The organism is Ruegeria sp. BI11, from assembly GCF_056538005.1.
Genome location: NZ_JBQFSM010000004.1, coordinates 192012 through 212355, shown reverse-complemented (window position 1 = coordinate 212355; position 20344 = coordinate 192012). Strand labels below are relative to the sequence as shown.

Annotated in this window: 17 protein-coding genes; 8 read left to right on the top strand and 9 right to left on the bottom strand. The window is 60.2% G+C overall.

Going from position 1 to position 20344, the window contains the following annotated elements; translation table 11 throughout:
- Positions 1-23 precede the first annotated feature (23 nt).
- Entirely contained in the window at positions 24-872 is an 849-nt protein-coding gene (locus ACR0DT_RS11620; protein WP_480710890.1) for a 2-keto-4-pentenoate hydratase, read from the top strand.
- Here the strand turns inward: ACR0DT_RS11620 and ACR0DT_RS11615 are convergent, their stop codons facing one another.
- Genes ACR0DT_RS11615 through ACR0DT_RS11600 form a run of 4 tightly spaced genes read right to left on the bottom strand, consistent with a single transcriptional unit; the run spans position 873 to position 7550 of the window.
- A complete protein-coding gene (locus ACR0DT_RS11615; protein WP_480710889.1) occupies positions 873-2915 on the bottom strand; it encodes a hypothetical protein in 2043 nt (680 codons plus the stop codon).
- Complete coding sequence (locus tag ACR0DT_RS11610; RefSeq protein ID WP_480710888.1) at positions 2912-5674, bottom strand: DUF4159 domain-containing protein; 2763 nt, start codon at positions 5672-5674, stop codon at positions 2912-2914. Before ACR0DT_RS11610 ends, ACR0DT_RS11615 begins: the two co-directional genes overlap by 4 nt.
- Positions 5671-6546, bottom strand: coding sequence for a DUF58 domain-containing protein (locus ACR0DT_RS11605; protein ID WP_480710887.1), 876 nt, complete (start codon positions 6544-6546; stop codon positions 5671-5673). The genes ACR0DT_RS11610 and ACR0DT_RS11605 overlap by 4 nt, the downstream gene beginning before the upstream one ends.
- On the bottom strand, positions 6543-7550 hold the full coding sequence (locus ACR0DT_RS11600) for an AAA family ATPase (RefSeq protein WP_480710886.1): 1008 nt from the start codon (positions 7548-7550) through the stop codon (positions 6543-6545). The genes ACR0DT_RS11605 and ACR0DT_RS11600 overlap by 4 nt, the downstream gene beginning before the upstream one ends.
- A 64-nt stretch (positions 7551-7614) precedes the next feature.
- Here ACR0DT_RS11600 and ACR0DT_RS11595 point away from each other — a divergent pair, with 64 nt between their 5' ends.
- Positions 7615-8193, top strand: a complete 579-nt coding sequence (locus tag ACR0DT_RS11595) for a DUF1285 domain-containing protein (RefSeq protein WP_480710885.1) — start codon at positions 7615-7617, stop codon at positions 8191-8193.
- Here ACR0DT_RS11595 and ACR0DT_RS11590 read toward each other — a convergent pair.
- A complete protein-coding gene (locus tag ACR0DT_RS11590) occupies positions 8190-9128 on the bottom strand; it encodes a DMT family transporter (protein ID WP_480710884.1) in 939 nt (312 codons plus the stop codon). The genes ACR0DT_RS11595 and ACR0DT_RS11590 overlap by 4 nt on opposite strands.
- A gap of 181 nt (positions 9129-9309) precedes the next feature.
- Here ACR0DT_RS11590 and ACR0DT_RS11585 point away from each other — a divergent pair, with 181 nt between their 5' ends.
- Both ACR0DT_RS11585 and ACR0DT_RS11580 read left to right on the top strand, forming a co-directional pair.
- Positions 9310-10065, top strand: coding sequence for a hydroxypyruvate isomerase family protein (locus ACR0DT_RS11585; protein WP_480710883.1), 756 nt, complete (start codon positions 9310-9312; stop codon positions 10063-10065).
- A gap of 61 nt (positions 10066-10126) precedes the next feature.
- Positions 10127-10357: a DUF2798 domain-containing protein gene (locus tag ACR0DT_RS11580; RefSeq protein WP_480710882.1), complete on the top strand. Its 231-nt coding sequence runs from the start codon at positions 10127-10129 to the stop codon at positions 10355-10357.
- Positions 10358-10415: 58 nt separating this feature from the next.
- On the opposite strand, the gene polA is transcribed toward ACR0DT_RS11580, so the two are convergent.
- The 3 genes from polA to ACR0DT_RS11565 form a co-directional block, all read right to left on the bottom strand.
- Positions 10416-13214: a DNA polymerase I gene (polA, locus tag ACR0DT_RS11575; RefSeq protein WP_480710881.1), complete on the bottom strand. Its 2799-nt coding sequence runs from the start codon at positions 13212-13214 to the stop codon at positions 10416-10418.
- Positions 13215-13304: 90 nt separating this feature from the next.
- Complete coding sequence (locus ACR0DT_RS11570) at positions 13305-13967, bottom strand: YrbL family protein (protein WP_480710880.1); 663 nt, start codon at positions 13965-13967, stop codon at positions 13305-13307.
- 82 nt (positions 13968-14049) lie between these two features.
- Positions 14050-14229 carry a zinc-finger domain-containing protein gene (locus ACR0DT_RS11565; RefSeq protein WP_480710879.1) on the bottom strand — a complete coding sequence of 60 codons (180 nt, stop codon included), beginning with the start codon at positions 14227-14229 and terminating at the stop codon, positions 14050-14052.
- A gap of 87 nt (positions 14230-14316) precedes the next feature.
- Here ACR0DT_RS11565 and ACR0DT_RS11560 point away from each other — a divergent pair, with 87 nt between their 5' ends.
- Complete coding sequence (locus tag ACR0DT_RS11560; RefSeq protein ID WP_480711027.1) at positions 14317-15309, top strand: ABC transporter ATP-binding protein; 993 nt, start codon at positions 14317-14319, stop codon at positions 15307-15309.
- On the opposite strand, the gene ACR0DT_RS11555 is transcribed toward ACR0DT_RS11560, so the two are convergent.
- Positions 15306-15770: a DUF1203 domain-containing protein gene (locus ACR0DT_RS11555; protein WP_480710878.1), complete on the bottom strand. Its 465-nt coding sequence runs from the start codon at positions 15768-15770 to the stop codon at positions 15306-15308. The two genes, ACR0DT_RS11560 and ACR0DT_RS11555, sit on opposite strands and share 4 nt — an antisense overlap.
- A 109-nt stretch (positions 15771-15879) precedes the next feature.
- Here ACR0DT_RS11555 and ACR0DT_RS11550 point away from each other — a divergent pair, with 109 nt between their 5' ends.
- From ACR0DT_RS11550 to ACR0DT_RS11540, 3 genes are all read left to right on the top strand, one after another.
- A complete protein-coding gene (locus ACR0DT_RS11550; RefSeq protein WP_480710877.1) occupies positions 15880-18798 on the top strand; it encodes an error-prone DNA polymerase in 2919 nt (972 codons plus the stop codon).
- 49 nt (positions 18799-18847) lie between these two features.
- Positions 18848-19261, top strand: a complete 414-nt coding sequence (locus ACR0DT_RS11545; RefSeq protein WP_480710876.1) for a group III truncated hemoglobin — start codon at positions 18848-18850, stop codon at positions 19259-19261.
- Positions 19262-19403: 142 nt separating this feature from the next.
- A complete protein-coding gene (locus ACR0DT_RS11540; RefSeq protein WP_480710875.1) occupies positions 19404-20342 on the top strand; it encodes a DMT family transporter in 939 nt (312 codons plus the stop codon).
- Positions 20343-20344: the final 2 nt, after the last annotated feature.

The following is a 20344-nucleotide window of genomic DNA, read 5'->3' as shown; positions in this document are numbered from 1 at the left end:
TTTTGAAAACCCGGAGGTCTGCCATGCCGCGTAAAACGTACTTGTCTGCACTCTGTGTCATCATGCTTGGGTCCCATGCGATGGCAGAATGTGCCACGGATGCGCAGGTCGACCAATTTATTCAGGATTATTTGACCAACACACCAACAGCCGCCTTGTCCGCGGGCGGAAGCATGGATGACGCGCTGTGCACACAAGCCAAGATAGTTACTGCGTTAGAGCCGCATTTGGGGTCAGTCATCGGGTATAAAGCAGGCCTGACCAGCACTCCGGCGCAACAGCGGTTCGGCGCGGCTGAACCGGTTCAGGGCGTTCTGTTCCGCGATATGATGTTGGAGGACGGGGCAACGGTGCCTGTCACGTGGGGCGCCCGTCCTGTTTTTGAGGCCGATCTGGTTCTGGTTGTGGGAGACGCAGGCATCAATCAGGCAACCACCCCGACAGAAGTCCTTGCCCATATCGCAGCCATCCGCCCCTTCATCGAACTGCCCGACCTGACCTTGGCCGAAGGGGAACCCATTACACCGGTCACTTTGACCGCCATCGGAGTTGCACCGAAGCTGGGTGTGTTAGGCTCTGAAATTCCCGTATCCAACCCCGAGGTGATGACACAAGCACTGGCGGATATGAGTGTCACGCTCAGCGCCGTGGATGGAGAGGTGCTGGCGCAAGCTCCCGGGGCCGCAGTTCTGGGGCACCCGGCGAATGCCGCCCTATGGCTGATGTCAAAAGGTATCGAGTTTCAAGCTGGCGACCTGATCTCGGTCGGATCATTTGGCCCGCTTGTGCCACCTGAAAAAGGCAAGGGCGGGGCATCCGTCACCTATGCGGGCCTGCCTGGTGATCCGACGGTCAGCGTGGTGTTTGAATAATCAGCGCCGCCCTTCACGCAGCCAACCCGCCAGCAAAAAGCCACCGGCCAGCACCAAAACCAGCCAGGGCGGCAACAACCCGGCCTGTGTGACGTCGCGCGTCTCATAAGCATCACGCGGTGTCAGGCCGATCCAGCCGCGCCCGGCAGCCGGGCGTCCGGCGCGGACATTGCGGATCGAGGGCAATCCGTCTTCCAGCCGAACGGCACCGCCGCGCAGCTCAGCCAGCGCGGGTCCTAACACCTCATCAGTGGCTATGGTGCGCTCAAATTCTTTCGGCGCTGCGGGGCCAAGACCAATGACTGCCGTCTGCTCGCCTTCCTGAAGACGATAGAGGCCAATCTCAGGTCCGAAATACGTCGCCTCGAATCGACCCGGGGATACCTCGTCGAGCGTAATTTCGAGCGTTTCGCCATCGGGGCGGGTGATGGTCACGACCCCAACCTCATCCTCTAGCGTCTGACGGATGATGCGCATGATCTGCCCGTTGGCTTCGGCCCACAGGGCCTCTTCTTCCAGTTCGGGTTCTTTCATCATCCAATGGGCCAGACGGCGCAGCAGTTCCAGTTGTGGACCGCCACCTTCAAAGCCCCGGCTCCACAACCAGGCATGGTCTGACGCCAGCAGCGCCACGCGACCCTCGCCCACGCGGTCCAGCACCAGCAGGGGGCGCTCATCCACGCCGGTCATCAACAACTCGCCTGTGCGGTGGTTGACGTCGATCTGGCGCAGCCACGCGCCCCAATCCTCGGAATCACCCAGACCCGTCGTCACCGGATGGCGGTGCCCCAAATCGGTCACCATGGGCACGAAACGTTCCTCGATAACCCGTGCAGTGGGCTGCGCCGGCAGGATCGGCGCCAGAGGAGAACGGAAAATGCTGTCGGCACTGGCAAAATCCGGCCCCGCCGCAATTAGAACCGCGCCGCCTTCGTTGATATAGTTAGTAACATTGTCCAGATAGATCGCGGGCAGGATGCCACGCCGCTTGTAGCGGTCAAAGATGATCAGGTCGAAATCGTTGATTTTCTCCAGAAACAGCTCACGCGTCGGGAAGGCGATCAGGGAAAGTTCATCCACCGGCACGCCATCCTGTTTCTCGGGCGGGCGCAGGATGGTGAAATGCACCAGATCGACCGAACTGTCAGATTTCAAAAGATTGCGCCATGTACGCCCGCCCGGATGCGGCTCACCTGACACCAGCAGAACGCGCAGACGGTCGCGCACCCCGTTCATTTGGATCAGCGCGGTGTTGTTGCGGTCAGTCAGCTCTCCCTCGGCCTGGGGCACGGTGAACTGGATAACATTGCGCCCGCCATGCGGAAGGGCGATAGGCAGTTCGACATCGGCGCCGATGGGAATGGTGTACTGTTCTGGCTCGGCACCATCCACCGAAATTTCGAGCGGCGCAGTGGTTGCCCCGGCAGGCGCGGCACCGCTGTCTTCAACCCGCAACGTCAGAGTGACCGGCTCGCCAATAATGGCAAAGGCGGGGGCGTTGCGGACAATCAAGCGGCGATCCCAATCACTTTCGCGACCGGTTTGGAGCAAATGCATCGGTGCGGGCAGGTCAGGGGCCTGATCGACGTCATGCACGATCCCGTCCGACACTATCAGAATACCCGCTATCCGCGCGCGCGGCTCTTCTGCCAGCGCGGCGTTCAATGCGGCCATGACTTGCGTGCCTTCGTCGCCATCACCGTCGCCCACCTTGATCCGGCGCAGTTCGGTGTTATTGCGGGATTCGATCTCGGCAGCCAGTTCCTCGGCCGCTTGTGCGGTTTGATCGGCGCGATCAGATAGGGCCTGACTGGCGCTTTCATCCTCGATCATCAGTACGATATCGGTCAGCGGCGCGCGGTCCTCGACCTGATAGACAGGCCCGGCCAGCGCCGCGATCACCACCAAAGCCGCCAGCCCGCGCAATGCCCAGCCGGACAGGCCACGCCACAGGGCCAGCAGAACACCCACAACCGCAATCGCGGCGACAATGGCCAGAACGGGCCACGGGATCAGCGGATCAAAGATGACGGTTCCGGTCATTGTCCCAACCTGTCCAAAAGTGCAGGCACGTGCACCTGATCCGATTTGTAATTCCCGGTCAGCACATGCATCACCAGATTGACCCCAAAGCGATTGGCCAGCTCGCGTTGACGTTCCCCGGCATAGCCACGCCCCACCGGCAACAAAGCCTGCCCGTTGCGATCAATTGCCCAGGCCCCAGCCCAATCATTGCCGCCAATTACCACAGGGGTGACGTTGTCGTTGAGATTGCGGAAAGGCATGCCCTCAATCTGTTCCGCATCCACCGGGGCGGCCTCGACCCAGATCTCGGTGCCCGCGTAGCGACCCGGAAAATCCTGCAGCAGGTAAAAGGCGCGGGTCAGCACGTGGTCACCCGGAACGGGCTCTAACGCGGGGATATTCAGCGGGGCCGCGAGTTGTTGTAGCTTGCGCCCATTGGGGCTGGAGGCTCCAAAGCGCGCAATATCCGCATCTCGCGTGTCGAACAGAATCATTCCGCCCGAGCGAAGATAAGCGTTCAGCTTGACATAGGCCTCATCAGAAGGTTGCGGTTGATCCGGTGTGATTGGCCAGTAGAGCAGCGGGAAAAATGCCAGTTCATCGCGTTCAAGATCCACCCCAAAAGGCTCGGCAGGTTCGACCGATGTGCGATAGAACAGTGTTTGCGACAATCCACGCAATCCTGCGCCTGCCACATCGTCGACCTGCGCGTTTCCAGTCAGCACATGGGCCAACACCAGCTCATGCGTGGCGTTCAGCGCAAAATCGGTGTCTTCGGGCGTTTGCGCCTGCGCCTCGGGCACCAGCAACGTAGCACCCAGAGCAACCGCCGCCGCTTTGGTCAGACCAAGACGACCGGACAAGGCCAATGAGGCGATCACATCAATCGTCAGCAACAGCAACGCTAGGCTAAGCAGAATACCTCCGACCGGCATCTCGGAATTTACTTCCTGCCCTTTGATCGGCACATCCGCAGGCCAGGCCGTCGGAGTAAGAACGGATTCCGATGACAGAACATTCAAAGCCAGTTTCTGCTTGCCGCTTTCATAAAGGCCGGGCTGCAGATCGGGGCCGATTGTGCCGGAGATCAACTCAACCCCGTCCACGCCAGCAAGATTGCCTGCATCGGACAGGGTGCCAAAGCCGTCCATCACCTGCAACGGCTCCCACGTGGTCCCCTGCAACTGCGAATCCTGACGGGATTTCGCCGCCGAAGCAACGGCTAGCCGGTCCAGCATTTCAACAAATAGGCCCGAAAGCGGCAGGCTGGACCATTCCGCATCTGCCGTCACATGGAACAGCACCACCTGACCCAAGCCCAACGCCTTGCGTGTCACCAGCGGCGTGCCATCCGACAGCGACGCAATCACCCGATCCGCCAGATTAGGGTCTGGTTGAGCCATGACTTGCGTCGTGACAGTGACATCCCCAGGGACCTGCAAGCCGTAGAAAGGCGAGTTCTCGGGGAAGGGTGCCAGCCCCTTGGCCTCACCCCAGCTCATCGCGCCGCCGACCGAGCGGCCGCCGCTGCGCAGGCGTACCGGTAGCAATGTATCCTCGGCTTCGCGGCCCAGATCACTGGCGGCCATGCGCGGGCCGGCAAAACGCAGCAGCAGCCCGCCCTGTTCCACCCATTCAACCAATGCGGCCTGTTCCCCGCCGGATAGTTTTGCCACATCGGCCAGCACGATCACATCCGGATTGGCGGGCAGGACCTCGGACAGCCCGCCGTCGATGAAATCCGCCGTGGGGCTCAGGACCTGGGTCAGGTAATGCAACGGCGAGAGAAGCTCTAACCCTTCGCGGTTCAGCGTTCCGGCGATCAGGGCAACCTCGCGCCGACGCAGGCTGTCATCGGTCAGCGTCACCGACCCAGCCGAATGCTGGCCCTGAATCTCGAACCTTGTGATCCGAGCGCGCAGTTCTGACGGTAGCGCCAAATCCACCTGGGCCAGCGTTTCGCCGCTTGGGAATTCAAGTTCGGCAGATTGCAAGACACGCATCGCACCAGCTGGATCGCGGCCCTGCGCCAAAACGGTGATCTGCTCTGCTGGACCCGGTGCTGCGCGCTGGGCAGTCAGCTGAATAACACCGTCTTGATAGGCCGCGGGCAGAATGGCCAGCACAGGCGCGGGGGGTTGATACACCGTCACGTCACCGCGGGCCTGCAATGACTCAAGTATCCTTTCATGCCCGTCATAGGCCAAACGGTCACTGAACCAATGAGTATCAAAGCCGCCGTCCAACTGATTCAAGGCAGCCAACGTTTGGTCAATCTGCACCTCGGTGGGCTGCCACGGCACCGGCGTCAGACCCGGCAGACGCCCACGCCACGCCTCGGCTGCCTGGAACACGGGCGCTTCAGGCGCGGTCAGACGCAGGATCGCCACGGTTCGCCCCGCGCGTCCGGCTTCGGTCAGTTGTACATCGATCTGATCCAGTGTCGACGACCACCGAGTTGCTCCTGCCCAGCTGGCATCCAGCACCAATAACAATGGTCCCGATCCGGTCTCGTCCCGCGACGGGTTCAGAACCGGACCGGCCAAGCCTATAATGATCGCCGCCGCTGCCAGCATCCGCAGTAACAGCAACCACCAAGGGGTGCGGTCCGAGACGCTTTCATCATCTTTGAGACCCAAAAGCAGCGTTACCGCCGGGAACAACCGGCGTATTGGTGCGGGTGGGACGGCGCGCAGGATCAGCCACAGGATCGGCAGGGTCAGCAGACCCAGCAGCACCCAGGGTGCGGTGAACCCGATGCCCGCCAAAACCGTCATCGCGTTCCCCCGTCCAGCGCACGATAGAGCCACAACAGGGCCGCTTGCGCACTGTCACCGGTGTGATGCAAGCCAAGCTGCCATCCGGTCGCGCGGCAGAGCTGTGTCAGTGCATCCTTACGTTTGGCAAGGCGGTCCAGATAGCGCTCGCGCAACTCACCCGCCTTGAGGGTTTCATGCCGCACCGATCCGCCGACACTTTCGAATATGGTCCTCCCGCGATAGGGAAAACTCTCTTCTCCCGGATCAAGCACCTGCAGCAGAACGCCGCGCACGCCGCGATCAGCGGCTTTGGTCAGGGCCAGTTCGACCTCGTCTAAAGGCCCTAGGAAATCGGAAATAAACACGGCACGGGCATGCGGGATCATGGCGCGGTGTTCGGGCGGGGCATAATCCGCCTGCGCATCCTCGGACCACGCCTCAGCCAGCCGGATAATCTGCGCGTTGCCACGCCGGGGCGGCAGGGTCGTGCCGGTCAGGCCCACACGCTCACCTCCGCGTACAAGAAGAATGGCCGTTGCTAACCCCAGCAAGCGTGCCCGGTCGGATTTTGTGGGCAGAGACTTGTCGGACGCAAACCGCATCGAGGCCCCCTGATCCACCCACAGCATCACCGATTGCGCGATCTGCCATTCCCGTTCGCGCACAAATTGCTGATCCCCGCGGGCCGAACGCCTGTGGTCGATCATCCGACGACTGTCGCCGATCTGCGCCGGGCGGTATTGCCAGAAGTCGTCGCCAAGGCCCGAGCGTCTGCGCCCGTGATCGCCCAACAATACGGTCCCAGCCAGATGTTCAGCACGTGCCAAAAGGGGCGGCAGCCGTGACGCCTCGGCCTCGGATCTTTCGCGAAGGGTCAGCGCGGCATTCACGCCGCAGCCTCGGTGCGGATCAATCCGGCAGCCGTCGAGTCGATCAGTTCGGCCAGGCTATCGCCGCGCGCCCGCGCCGCGAAGTTCAGCGCCATCCGATGGCTGAGCACCGGGCGGGCCATATCCAATACGTCCTCGGCATTCGGTGCCAGGCGCCCGTGCAACATCGCGCGGGCCCGCACCGTCATCATTAGCGCCTGAGCCGCACGGGGACCGGGACCCCAGGCGACGGTTTCGGCGACACGTTCGGACACACCCGCCTCATCGGGGCGGAACGCGCGGACCAGATCAAGGATCAGTTCCACAACCGAATCCCCCACCGGCATACGGCGCAACAGAACCTGTGCGGCCAGCAATTCATCTTTGGTGAAAATCTCATGCGCGACATCTTCTTCGACGCCCGTGGTCGCCAGCAGGATATCGCGTTCGGTCTCACGATCCGGGTATTCGACGTCGATCTGCACAAGGAAACGGTCCAACTGTGCCTCGGGCAGCGGATAGGTGCCCTCTTGTTCAATCGGGTTCTGTGTGGCGAGAACGTGGAACGGCTCACCCAGCGAGCGATCCTCACCCGCCACTGTCACGGTGCGTTCCTGCATCGCCTGCAGCAATGCCGACTGGGTCCGCGGGCTGGCGCGGTTGATCTCATCTGCCATCAGCAGCTGGCAAAAGATCGGGCCAGAAATGAACCGGAAATGACGGGTGCCGTCATCGGCGGTGTCCAGAACCTCGGACCCCAGAATATCGGCGGGCATCAGGTCGGGCGTGAACTGGATACGGTTGCCATGCAGACCCATAACAGTCGACAGGGTTTCAACCAGCCGCGTTTTGCCCAGCCCCGGCAGACCGATCAACAAAGCGTGACCACCGCACAACAGCGCGGTCAGGGTCAGGTCAACAACCCGTTCCTGTCCGATAAAGCGACGGGTGATCGAGGCCTTGGCCTCTTGCAGCTTGTTTTCCAGCGCTTCGATCTCGGACACGAGGTCGGCAGGTTCGGTCATGACTTTCCCTTCCGTGGACTATTATGGTTGAAGTGTATCGCGCTGAGAGGAAATGGCAAAAGCAATGAGCGGACAAAAACCTGTGACCCCTTCGCCAGATGGTCTGGCGGCATCAGTCAAAGCAACCAAATCCAAGGGTTTGCCGCCCGTTCACCTGTGGAATCCTCCGTTTTGCGGCGATCTGGACATCCGGATCGCAAAAGATGGGTCATGGAGTTACTTAGGGTCACCCATCAACAGGTTCGAGCTAGTGAAGCTATTTTCTTCAATTCTTAAGAAAGAAGACGGGAAGTATTTTCTGGTAACCCCGGTGGAAAAGGTGGGAATCATCGTTGAAGACGCGCCTTTTGTCGCCGTCGATTTCGACGCCGAAGGTGATTATATGACGCAAAACTTGACCTTTACCACGCAAGTCGACGATCAGGCGGTAGCCGGGCCGGACCACCCCATCCGCATTGTCATTGATAAGGAAACAGAGGAGCCGTCGCCTTATATATTGGTGCGCGCCAATCTTGAGGCGCGCATCGACCGCAAAAGTTTCTACCGCCTCGTCGAGCTTGGCCAACACCAGGACGGCTGGTTCGGCGTCTGGTCGGGCGGGCAGTTTTTTCCGCTGATCCTGTCCGAGGATCTGCCAGACTAAGCCCGCCGCGCGACCCGGCGATCCTGCGCCAGAACCACGGCGACCGCGACGATGCCAGCACCCAGCGCTCGGGTGCTGTTCCACTCCTCGCCCAGCATCACCATGATTACCATCACGTAGAACGGTGCAATGTTGATATGGAATGAGGACAAGGCCACGCCCAGCCTTCCAACAGAAGCGATGAAGAATACTTGACTCAGCCCCATCGCAATCAGCGCGTAGATCACCAGCATCCCGGCCTGCTGCATGTCAAAAGCGGTTGCTGGCATGAATTCCATTCCTAACAGCGCCGCACCAGACAGCATGACCGAGGCCATGACCAATCCTCCGACAAAGGTGATCGTGGCACGGCCTGTTTGGCTTAATTCGGGAAAGTCCCGCGCGGTTGCCATGCTGGCCCAGCAGAACAAGGCAGTGGCCAGAATCGCAAGAGCAGCACCCAAACCTAGCTGCGCCGGAGCCACCGCGCTGGTTGCAATCAGCCCGCCAATAATTGACACCAGCACGCCCAGCGCGAAGTTCCAGCTTAACCGTCGTGTTCCCGCGGCCAGTTCCAACAGGGTCGCCATCAGCGGCGCACAAGACGCGATGATCGCGACCGTCACCGGATCGGTCACTTTCTGCGCCACGATCAACAGGAACATGCCAAACCCAATTCCAATCCCGCCAACCGTCATCGCACGCATCCAGCGGGCGTTCAGTACCCGACGCGGCCCATCGATTAACAACCAGATCGGCACCATGACCGCCACCGCCAGCGCCAGCCGCGCGGCGAATAGCGCCACGGGCGGCCAAGTCTGCAACAGCACTTCGGCTGCCGGAAATCCGGCCGCCCAAGTCAACATTGAGGCCACCGCCAAGCCATTGCCGGACAAGGCGGAATTCCGACCTGTAGACATCGAAAGAGCGTTCCCGCGCACGGGTTCAGGGCTCATTGCCATTGTATTCAAACCTTCTGTTGGCACGGCGCGCAAAAATGATTCGCCGCGTTGCCCCAAAGGTCTCTGATTTAATCGGGGCGATCTGGCCGATTTTCGACAATCTGTCGTTTTTGGTCCCCTTCCCCGCAAATCGCTGCCCGGCTATGGTCCGGCCAGAAACTGCCCGAGACCGTCAATGCCTAAATTCGCCGCCAACATCTCACTACTCTTTGCCGAGCTGCCGTATCTGGAACGTTTTCAGGCGGCTGCCGATGCCGGGTTCAAAGCGGTCGAGATTCTGTTTCCCTATGAGCTGGCCGCCAAAGAGACACGCCGCGCCCTGTTGGCAAACGGGCTGGACCTGGTTTTGATCAATGCGCCACCGCCCAACTACACCGGGGGTGAGCCCGGCTATGCCGCTGTGCCCGGAAGTGAAGCGCGTTTCCAGTCCGATATCCGCCGCGTCCTGCGTTATGCCGAGGTTCTACGCCCGGACCTGATCCACATCATGTCCGGATATTCCTCAGGTCCTGACGCGCTGGAATGTTTCGTGCTTAACCTGCAATGGGCCGCGGATTTTGCCCCACAACAGCAATTCACGATCGAACCGCTGAACCCTGTTTCCCAGCCTGGTTACTTTCTGAACGACTACGATTTGGCGATACAGGTGCTGGACCGTGTGAACCGTCCGAATGTCGGTCTGCAATTCGACAGTTTCCACGCCCATATGATCCACAACGACGCGCAAGCCGTCTGGGATCGTTTTCACCCTCGGATCATTCACGCCCAGATCGGCGCCGCCCCCGACCGATGCGAACCGGGGCGCGGCCCAACGGATTTTCAGGGCTTGTTCAAGGCCGTGGATGCGTCAGGCTATTCCGGTTGGGTCAGCGCCGAATACACGCCCTCGACTCTTCGTACACCCGACAGTCTTGCATGGATGCAAGGTTAACTCTGGCGTTTTGACAGGAAATACCGCACATCAGGGCATCTCGACCATCAGGACACCTGCCATGATCCCTGCCCGATTTTCCCGCATTTTGTTCAGCCTGATCATGTCCGGGATGATGTCCTGCATGGTGACCGGGATCGCCACCTTCAAAGCCATCGGGTTCTCATCTGCCGCCATCGGCGATTGGATGGCATCCTGGGTGTTCAGCTGGCCCATCGCCTTCACGGTCATCCTAGTGTTCGGGCCTGCAGTGCAATGGCTGGTCAACCGCATGGTGAGGCCGCAGGACTGACCCGCTGCGAAGAGGGCCCGTCGGGCCTGATGAGCAGCGACGCCCTCGTGCAAAACAACTAGTGCGCTTCCGCCCAGTTGGCCCCTTGCCCGGCATCCACGCTCAGCTTCACGTCCAGCTTCACCGCCGGATCCGAGGCACCCTCCATCACGTCGCGCGCCACGCCAATGACCTGATCCACCGCGTCCTCAGCCACTTCGAACAGCAATTCGTCGTGTACTTGCAACAGCATCTTGGCGGGCAATCCATTGATCGCGCCCGGCATCCGCACCATCGCGCGCCGGATTACATCCGCCGCCGTGCCTTGAATCGGAGCGTTGATCGCCGCCCGGCGCGAGAACCCCGCATGCGGCCCCTTGGCGTTGATTTCAGGCGTGTGAATTTTGCGGCCGAACAGCGTCTGTACGTAGCCATGTTCCTTGGCAAAGGCGACAGTGTCATCCATGTACTTCCGGATACCCGGGAAACGTTCAAAATACCGGTCGATGAACCCCTGTGCCTCGGCCCGCGGAATACGCAGGTTGCGCGCCAGTCCAAAGCCCGAAATGCCATAGATCACACCAAAGTTGATCGCCTTGGCCTGACGGCGGATATCCGGCGTCATCTCATCCAGCGGCACATCGAACATCTCGGACGCGGTCATGGCGTGAATGTCCAACCCATCGGAAAACGCCTGTTTCAGAGCTGAAATATCCGCGATATGCGCCAGAATCCGTAGTTCGATCTGGCTATAGTCGAGGCTGACCAGCACATTTCCCGGCTCGGCAATAAACGCCTCGCGGATGCGGCGGCCTTCCTCGGTGCGCACTGGAATGTTCTGCAGGTTCGGGTCGGTCGAGGCCAGACGCCCGGTGTTGGCCCCGGTTATCGAATAAGATGTATGCACTCGCCCCGTATCGGGGTTGATATGGGTTTGCAGCGCATCCGTGTAAGTCGATTTCAGCTTGGACAGCTGCCGCCAATCCAGCACGCGACGCGGCAATTCATGCTCGGTCGCCAGGTCCTCAAGAATATCGGCGCCGGTCGAATATTTCCCGGTCTTGCCCTTCTTGCCACCTTCCAGACCCATCTTGTCGAACAGAATCTCGCCCAGCTGCGCGGGCGAGCCGACGTTGAAGTTTTCGCCCGCCAGTTCGTGGATTTCAGCCTCTAATCCGGCCATTTTCTGGGCAAAGGCGTTTGACATGCGCGACAGCACATCGCGGTCAACCTTGATGCCGTGCATCTCCATCTCGGCCAGAACCGGCACCAACGGACGTTCGAGCGTTTCATAAACCGTCGTCACCTGCACCTGATGCAGCTGCGGCTTGAACAGTTTCCACAGGCGCAGAGTGATATCCGCATCTTCGGCGGCATAGGCGGTGGCTTCGTCAATCGGCACCTTGTCGAAGGTAATCGCTGACTTACCCGAGCCCAGCAGCGGTTTGATCGGGATCGGCGTGTGGCTCAGATACCGCTCTGACAGGGTATCCATGCCATGCCCGTGCTCGCCCCCATGCATGGCATAGGACATCAGCATGGTGTCATCAATCGGGGCTACATCGACGCCGTAGCGCTTAAATATCTTGGCGTCGTATTTCATGTTCTGCCCGATTTTCAGGATCGACGGATCCTCGAATATCGGTTTCAACAGTGTTAGAGCCTCATCCAGCGGCATCTGACCCTCGGCCAGCGCATCTGTTCCGAACAGATCATCCGTTGCGCTTTGACGATGGATCAGCGGGATGTAACAGGCCTCACCCGACTCAACGCACAGAGAAATGCCAACCAGATCGGCGATCATTTCATTCAATCCAGTGGTTTCGGTATCCACCGCAACCCAGCCGCGCTCATACGCCTGATCTATCCACTTTTGCAGCGCACCCGCATCGCGCACGCATTCGTATTTTGATGCATCAAACGGAATAGCATCAGCTTCGGTCTCTTCGACTACAGGCGCCGGCGCATCTGCAATCACCGGGGCTTCGGCCCCCAGCTTGTCGGCGATCCGTTTGGTGAGGGTGCGGAATTCCATCTCGGCCAAAAAACCCAGCAGGGTGTCTGGCTCAGGCTCTTTCACCTCAAGATCGTCCAGAGTGAATTCCAGCGGAGTCTGTTCGTCCAGTTGCACCAGTTTTTTCGACAGCTCGATCTGGTCGCGTTTTTCAATCAAAGTCTGGCGACGCTTGGGCTGTTTGATCTCTTCCGCGCGGTCCAACAGCGTTTCCAGATCGCCATATTCGTTGATCAGCAGCGCCGCCGTCTTGATTCCGATGCCCGGCGCACCCGGCACGTTATCGACGCTGTCCCCAGCCAGCGCCTGCACGTCCACCACTCGTTCCGGCCCAACACCGAACTTTTCGAACACGCCATCGCGGTCGATGCGCTTGTTCTTCATCGCGTCCAGCATTTCCACGCCGCCACCGACCAGCTGCATCAGGTCCTTGTCCGAGCTGACGATGGTGACGCGCCCGCCCGCATCCCGCGCCTGAACCGCCAGGGTTGCGATGATGTCATCGGCTTCATAGCCCTCAAGCTCTTTGCAGGCGATGTTGAACGCCTGCGTCGCCTCACGCGTTAGCGGCATTTGCGGGCGCAGGTCTTCGGGCATCGCCTCGCGATTGGCCTTGTATTGGTCATACAAGTCATTGCGGAAGGTGTGCGATCCCTTGTCGAAAATCACCGCCACATGGGTCGGCGCGTCCGGCCCGGCATTTCCTTCGACATATTTCTGCAACATGTTGCAGAACCCGGACACAGCACCAATCGGCAACCCGTCGGATTTCCGCGTCAGAGGCGGCAGCGCGTGATAGGCCCGAAAAATAAAGGCTGATCCGTCGATCAGATGCAGATGACATCCTTTTCCGAAATTGCTCATGTACGCGCTCCGTTCTTGTTGGGAACGGTTCTGCCACAGGGCCGTGCAGGTGACCAGCACAGAACACAAACAAACTGCTGATGCGGCCGCCTAGTTTAAGCTAAACACCCTGCGTGCCGCATCCCAGCGCAGCCCCGTCTGATCGGCAATAAGCTGCATCTGCTTGTTCAGTGAGCGGTCATTCAACTGGCGACTCAGGGACCGTAGCGGAACAAGGTTTCGCTCTCCGTACCCATCGATCAGGAAAAACATCCGGGTGTGATCGCGCAGCCCGTAGACAATGTTTTCCGCGTGGATGTCACGGCCCACGACCTGAAGCTTAAATAGCTTCTGCACGAACCGGTTGAGGTCTTGCAGACTTTCATCGTTCAAAAGTCCCTGTTTACACATCCAGGACAAGTGGCGGGCCAAATCCCCGTTTTCCGTCTGTATCCGTTCGACAACCACCCCAGGGCCGACATTTGTCTGCACGATGCCAAAACAACGCGCCAATGGCAGTTGCGCAATATCAGGGCCGCTTTTCAGCGCCGCCTTCATCTCGGATTCGATTTCCTTGAGAGCGTTTCGATACGTGGAATCGGGCAAAAGCCGCCGTACCACCCGTTTGGCAAAGGATCGATTCTTGCGTGTCCGCGGGCGCGTCACTTTAACCAGAAGCATTGGCTGATCGGGGCAGGCATACACATCGCGGTGGCCCCCTTTGGCCAACAAGTCCTGATCAGTTAGCTGCAATTGCTTAAGTGCAAACAGCATCAAACCTCCAAGCTGCACGAACCGGAAATGGACCGGGCGTAATCAAAAATAACGATTCCGAATGGACCGCACAGATTGCTTTTCAACGGCCTGCGTCAACGCCCTTCAAAACGAATTTGCAGTCGCAATAGGGGCATTCGACCCAACCAATATCCTCGGGGATTTGCAGCCAGACGCGCGGATGGCCCAACGCGCCTTCGCCACCGTCACAGGCAACACGGGCGGTTTCGACGATCTTGGTTTCCGGCGCTTCGATTGTCACGGCTGGCGATCCTTCTTCGGTTGTCGGCCTCGCGGGCATGCATTAGGTGCGTTTATGAGCGATGAGCAAACCGGGGGCAAGGGCCACATGCGTGATGCGGCAATCAGGATCGAAGGGCTGCGAAAAACCTATCGCGGCGGCAGGGGCCAGCCCGAGAAAAGCGCATTGAAAGGCATTGACCTGACCGTACCGCGCGGGTCGGTCTTTGGCCTGCTAGGGCCGAACGGGGCAGGCAAATCGACCCTTATCAACATTCTGGCCGGGCTGGTGGTGAAGACCTCAGGCAATGTGTCGATCTGGGGCTACGATCAGGATCAGAGCCCGCGCCAGTCACGCGCTGCCATTGGCGTGATGCCGCAAGAGCTGAACCTCGACCCTTTCTTTACTCCGCGCGGTGCGCTTGAGGTGCAGGCCGGCCTCTATGGCGTGCCCAAAGTGCAGCGTCGCAGCGATGAGATTCTGGAGCTGGTGGGCCTCAGCGACAAGGCCGAGGCCTATGCCCGAACGCTCTCGGGCGGGATGCGGCGGCGGCTGTTGCTGGCCAAGGCGCTGGTGCACCACCCTAAGATTCTTGTGCTGGATGAACCGACGGCGGGCGTGGATATCGAACTGCGTCAGATGCTGTGGGCCAATGTGCGCAAGCTGAACGAACAGGGCATGACCATCATCCTGACCACTCATTATCTGGAAGAAGCGCAGGAAATGTGTGACGAGATCGCGATCATCAACCACGGCGAAAAAATCGCGCAGGACAGCACCGCCAACCTGTTGGGTCGGGTGGATAGCCGCACCATGGTGATTGCGCCGGACAGTCCGGTTGTAGGTTTGCCCGCAACCGAAGGTGTTGAGGCCGCTTTGCGTGACGATGGCACTCTGGTGCTGCAGTATCGCAGTGCCCAGACCAGTGCCGAGCAAGTTCTGGAATCCGTGCGTGCCGCAGGCATCCGTATCCGCGACGTCCGCACCGAGGAAGCGGATCTTGAAGATGTCTTCCTCGCGCTCACTTCCTCTGGCGCAAATGAAACCCCGGCCGACGATCAGGATCAGCCGCGCCGGGGTATGCATCGGGTCAAGCTTTAAACCCGGTCGATTCGGGCCTGATAGCAATTGTTCCGCGCGGATCGGACGTGGATATAGCTCACATCGGGGCGGGCAAAGATGTCAGTGACCGCAGCGGCAATCCGGTCTGTGGGCGTGATCGCTCCGGTGCCATAGACGATCCGGTCATCGTGGCCATATCCCTTGATCAGATAGTCGGGCGACGTGGTCAGAATTTCAGGCAGCCCTTCCCCTTCGTACCGCTCACATTGTTTAGCGCATAGAAATATCGGACCCGTTTCCGCGTAAGGATGTGTCTCTAAAAAAGGCCGGTGTGCTAATATCAACATTTTATCGCCCTCGGGAATGTTCTGCAGGCAATGGCGGCATGGATTGCCTTTGCCTGTGGATGTCGCGCGCTCTGGCGCAGCGCCATAAGCATCCGGGTGACCGGCCTGAAGGGCGCGCACCTCTTCAGTGGGCAGTGCAGTAATTTTGAACATATCGGGTCTCCTTTTCTTTAATCATGCCCACCCGGAAATTCTCAATCGACCCGGTTCCTGCGCAAAGGACTCGAAAAAGAACAAAACGTGAATATAATACGGAATCGCCATGTATGCCGAGCTGTCGATCACGTCCAACTTCACCTTTCTCACCGGGGCCTCTCACCCCGAGGAATACATGGAGCGTGCCGTTACCCTCGGCCTGCCTGCCATCGCGATAGCCGATGACAACTCGGTGGCTGGGATCGTCCGCGCCCATACCCAAGCGCGTGAGATCGCACGCAAGGTCCGCGAGCGGCTGGAGTGGGAGGCGCATAACACCTCAATCGGCCCACCCTGCCCCGATCACATTCCCAAACCACCCTCGCACCCAATCCACGAGGTGCCTCGCCTGATCCCGGCGGCCCGGCTGATCTTCACCGATGCGCCCATCGTCACCGCCCTGCCCCTGAACCGACAGGGCTGGGCCAACCTGTGCCGTATCCTGTCCAAAGGCCGTCTGCGCGCCGAGAAAGGCGATTGCATCCTGCACCTGTCCGACCTGCTGGAGTTCTCCGACGACCTCCACCTGCTTCTCTGGCCACAAGCGACACTGTCTCCGGGCGGCGCGGACGCCTGGCGGACACCGGCGCAACAGCTGACGCGCCGCTTTGCCGGGCGGATGCATCTACTGATGCACCCCCGGTATGATGGCGCGGACAGCACTTATTTCTCTTTATTAGAGACTGAATCACAGCAGCTCGGTATCCCCACTCTCGCCAGCGCCACGCCGCTGATGCACCACGGGACACGCCGCAAGCTGGGTGACGTACTGACCGCCATCCGCCTGCGCCGCAAGGTGGATGACCTGGGCCGAGACGCACTGGCCAATGGCGAACAACGCCTGCGTTCGGAACCTGAAATGCTGCGCATCTTCAAGGGGCATGAAGGCGCTGTCACTCGCGCCCATGAACTCAGCGAACAACTCACCTTCTCGCTTGATGAGCTGCGCTACGAATACCCCAGCGAGGGCAGCGAGCAGGAGACCCCGACCGAACGCCTGCACCGTCTGGCGCATGAGGGGTTGAAATGGCGCTATCCGGCGGGTGCGTCGGAAAAGGCCAAGAAGATGCTGGCGCATGAGCTCAACCTGATCGGCAAGCTGAAATACGAGCCCTACTTCCTTACCGTGCGCGACATCGTCAAATTCGCCCGTTCGCGCGATATTCTCTGCCAGGGGCGCGGGTCTGCGGCCAATTCGGTGGTGTGTTTCTGTCTCGGCATCACCGAAGTCAGCCCCGAGCTGGGGACTATGGTCTTCGAACGGTTCGTCTCAGAAGCCCGCGATGAACCGCCCGATATCGACGTGGATTTCGAACATGAACGCCGCGAGGAAGTGATCCAGCACATCTATGACCGCTATGGCCGCCATCGCGCCGGCCTCTGCGCCACCGTGATCCACTATCGCGGCAAACGTGCCATTCGTGAGGTTGGCCGCGCCATGGGCCTGACCGAGGACACCATTTCGGCACTTTCGTCCCAGCTCTGGGGCTTCTTCTCAGCCGCCGGGCTTGAAGCGGAACGGATGCGTGAAATCGGCCTCGATCCTAATGATCGGCGATTAAAACAGACTCTAATGCTAGTTTATGAGATCGACGGCTTCCCCCGTCACCTGTCTCAGCACGTCGGCGGTTTCATCATCACCGAGGGGCGGTTGGACGAACTTGTCCCCATCGAAAACGCCACGATGGAGGACCGCACGGTCATCTGCTGGGACAAGGACGACATCGACTCGTTGGGTATCCTCAAGGTCGATGTGCTCAGCCTTGGGATGCTCACTTGTATCCGCAAGGCGTTCGATCTGATCGGTCAGCACCACCAGACCAGCTATACACTCGCCACCCTGCCGCCCGAAGACCCAGCGATCTATGACATGCTGTGCAAGGCCGATAGTATCGGCGTGTTTCAGGTGGAAAGCCGGGCGCAGATGAACTTCCTGCCCCGGATGCGGCCGCGCAATTTCTATGATCTGGTGATCGAGGTCGCCATCATCCGCCCCGGCCCCATTCAGGGCGACATGGTCCACCCCTATATCCGCCGCCGGAACGGAGAGGAGGAGGTCAGCTTCCCCTCGGACGAATTGGGTGAGGTGCTGGGCAAAACGCTGGGCGTGCCGCTGTTTCAGGAACAGGCGATGCAGATCGCCATCGTCGGCGCAGGTTTCACCCCGGAACAGGCCGACCGGCTGCGCCGTTCACTGGCGACCTTCAAGAAACATGGCAATGTCAGCGAATTCCGCGCGTTGTTCCTGCGCGGGATGAAACGCAACGGCTATGAGGGCGATTTTGCCGAGCGCTGCTTCTCGCAGATCGAGGGGTTCGGCTCTTACGGCTTCCCCGAAAGCCACGCGGCCAGCTTTGCGCTGCTGGTCTATGCCTCGGCCTGGATCAAATGCCACCACCCGGGCATCTTCGCCTGCGCGCTACTGAATTCACAGCCGATGGGGTTCTATGCGCCCGCCCAGATTGTGCGAGATGCGCGCGAACACGGGGTTCAGGTCCGCCCGGTCTGCATCAATGCCAGCTTCTGGGACAATGTGATGGAACCCGACGGCCATGGCGGACTGGCCCTGCGGCTGGGGTTCCGCCAGATCAAGGGGCTGAGTGAAGAGGACGCCAGCTGGCTGACCGCCGCGCGCGGCAATGGCTACCATCAGATCGACGATGTCTGGCGCCGGGCGGGCCTTGGGCCCTCGGTGATCGAACGGCTGGCCGAGGCTGATGCCTTCGCCGCCTGCGACCTGACCCGGCGCGAGGCGCTGTGGCAGGCCAAGGCGATTGCGACTGCGAAACCCTTGCCGCTGTTCTCGCAGGACCTGGAAGGCGAGGCGCTGGAGGAACCCGAAGCCTATTTGCCGCAGATGACATTGGGCGAACAGGTGGTCGAGGATTACGTGGCCACCCGCCTCAGCCTCAAGGCGCATCCAGTGGCCCTGCTGCGACATCTGCTGACACCGGACCCGCGCGACAAAACCACGCCTGTTACATAACCGCTGAACCGGATATTGGCCGGAAACAGAGTCGAATCCCGGTACTTTCATGACCAGACCCATCTTGCCGCCGCGCTTCCCGGCAACGCCCGATCAGATCAACGCGCAGGTCCGTGCATTCTATGCCCGCGTGCGCGAGGATGCCGTACTGGGTCCGATCTTCGCCAACCATGTCACCGACTGGCCCGCGCATGAGGAAAAGATCGCCGCCTTCTGGCGCAACGCTATCCTGTTCGAGCGTAGCTATGACGGCAATCCACAGCGGGTCCATATCGAGCGGCCTGACGTAAAGCCCGAGATGTTCGCCCACTGGCTAGACCTGTTCGAAGAAGTCGCCCGCCAAACCCTGCCGCCGGAAACGGCAACCCCGTGGGTCGCGCTAGCCCGGCGCATCGGTGTCGGCATGAAGGTCGGTGTGCAATCGGCGCGCCAACCCAAGGACGCCCCGCCGATCCTGCGTTGATCCCACGACATGGCGGCCTTGCGATGTTAGCGGTAAAATAGGGGCTATGCGGACCGGCCAAATGGGTTTACTCAAGGGCAAGACAGCCCTTTGCGCTGCTACGGCATAGCGCCACCACACCGACATCACCCGAGGCCGATCCATGAGCACTCAGAACACCACCCTCCGGGGCCTTGGCTATGCGTTTGCAGGCTTTGCCGTCTTTGCCAGCCATGACGCGCTGATCAAAGTGCTGGGCGGCACCTATTCGGTGATGCAGATCATCTTTTTCGCCACGCTGTTTTCCTTTGTGCCGATGGCGGTGACGATCCTGACCGACCGGACAACCGGAAATTTCCTGCCGCATCACCCGTGGCTAGTGCTGCTGCGCTCGGCCCTGATGGTCACGTCCATGGTCTGCGCATTCTATTCCTTTTCGGTTCTGCCGCTGGCCGAGGTCTACTCGCTGCTGTTCTCATTTCCCCTGATCGTCACCGTTCTGTCGATTCCGATATTGGGAGAAGTCGTCCGCGCCCAACGTTGGGCAGCCGTCGGCGTTGGCCTGATCGGAGTGCTGATCGTCTTGCGTCCCGGTGCCACGGATATAACGCTAGGCCATCTTGCCGCCCTGACGGCCGCGTTCTGCAGCGCCTTTGCGTCCGTTCTGGTGCGCAAGATCGGGAATGAGGAACGCTCGGCCGTGTTGATCCTATATCCGATGCTGCTGGCCATTGTAGCGATGAGCCTTGCCCAACCCGCCGTATATCTGCCGCCCTCGCTGCTGCATCTGGCGATGATGGCACTGGTCGGCGTGTTCTCGGTCATCGCGCAGCACCTGATCATCCTCGCCTATCGCGCCGCGCCTGCCGGTGTCATTGCGCCCAGCCAATACAGTCAGATTATCTGGGCCACTCTGTTTGGTATGATCTTTTTCGGCGAAAAGCCCGATGCTTGGGTCGCCGTCGGAGCCAGCATCATCATCGCATCCGGGGTGTTCGTCGTCTGGCGCGAGAGCCGGGCCAATACGTCATCGGTCAACACCCCGGTTTTGCGGGTACGGTCACCGCGGTCGGATACCGGGGCGTCACGGCCGGGGGAGTGACA

Bases quoted from the DNA above. Each gene is read 5' to 3' on its own strand.
- ACR0DT_RS11620 (WP_480710890.1), top strand. From the start codon at position 24: ATGCCGCGTAAAACGTACTTGTCTGCACTCTGTGTCATCATGCTTGGG.
- ACR0DT_RS11615 (WP_480710889.1), bottom strand. From the start codon at position 2,915: ATGACCGGAACCGTCATCTTTGATCCGCTGATCCCGTGGCCCGTTCTG.
- ACR0DT_RS11610 (WP_480710888.1), bottom strand. From the start codon at position 5,674: ATGACGGTTTTGGCGGGCATCGGGTTCACCGCACCCTGGGTGCTGCTG.
- ACR0DT_RS11600 (WP_480710886.1), bottom strand. From the start codon at position 7,550: ATGACCGAACCTGCCGACCTCGTGTCCGAGATCGAAGCGCTGGAAAAC.
- ACR0DT_RS11595 (WP_480710885.1), top strand. From the start codon at position 7,615: ATGAGCGGACAAAAACCTGTGACCCCTTCGCCAGATGGTCTGGCGGCA.
- ACR0DT_RS11590 (WP_480710884.1), bottom strand. From the start codon at position 9,128: ATGAGCCCTGAACCCGTGCGCGGGAACGCTCTTTCGATGTCTACAGGT.
- ACR0DT_RS11585 (WP_480710883.1), top strand. From the start codon at position 9,310: ATGCCTAAATTCGCCGCCAACATCTCACTACTCTTTGCCGAGCTGCCG.
- ACR0DT_RS11580 (WP_480710882.1), top strand. From the start codon at position 10,127: ATGATCCCTGCCCGATTTTCCCGCATTTTGTTCAGCCTGATCATGTCC.
- polA (WP_480710881.1), bottom strand. From the start codon at position 13,214: ATGAGCAATTTCGGAAAAGGATGTCATCTGCATCTGATCGACGGATCA.
- ACR0DT_RS11570 (WP_480710880.1), bottom strand. From the start codon at position 13,967: ATGCTGTTTGCACTTAAGCAATTGCAGCTAACTGATCAGGACTTGTTG.
- ACR0DT_RS11560 (WP_480711027.1), top strand. From the start codon at position 14,317: ATGCGTGATGCGGCAATCAGGATCGAAGGGCTGCGAAAAACCTATCGC.
- ACR0DT_RS11555 (WP_480710878.1), bottom strand. From the start codon at position 15,770: ATGTTCAAAATTACTGCACTGCCCACTGAAGAGGTGCGCGCCCTTCAG.
- ACR0DT_RS11550 (WP_480710877.1), top strand. From the start codon at position 15,880: ATGTATGCCGAGCTGTCGATCACGTCCAACTTCACCTTTCTCACCGGG.
- ACR0DT_RS11545 (WP_480710876.1), top strand. From the start codon at position 18,848: ATGACCAGACCCATCTTGCCGCCGCGCTTCCCGGCAACGCCCGATCAG.
- ACR0DT_RS11540 (WP_480710875.1), top strand. From the start codon at position 19,404: ATGAGCACTCAGAACACCACCCTCCGGGGCCTTGGCTATGCGTTTGCA.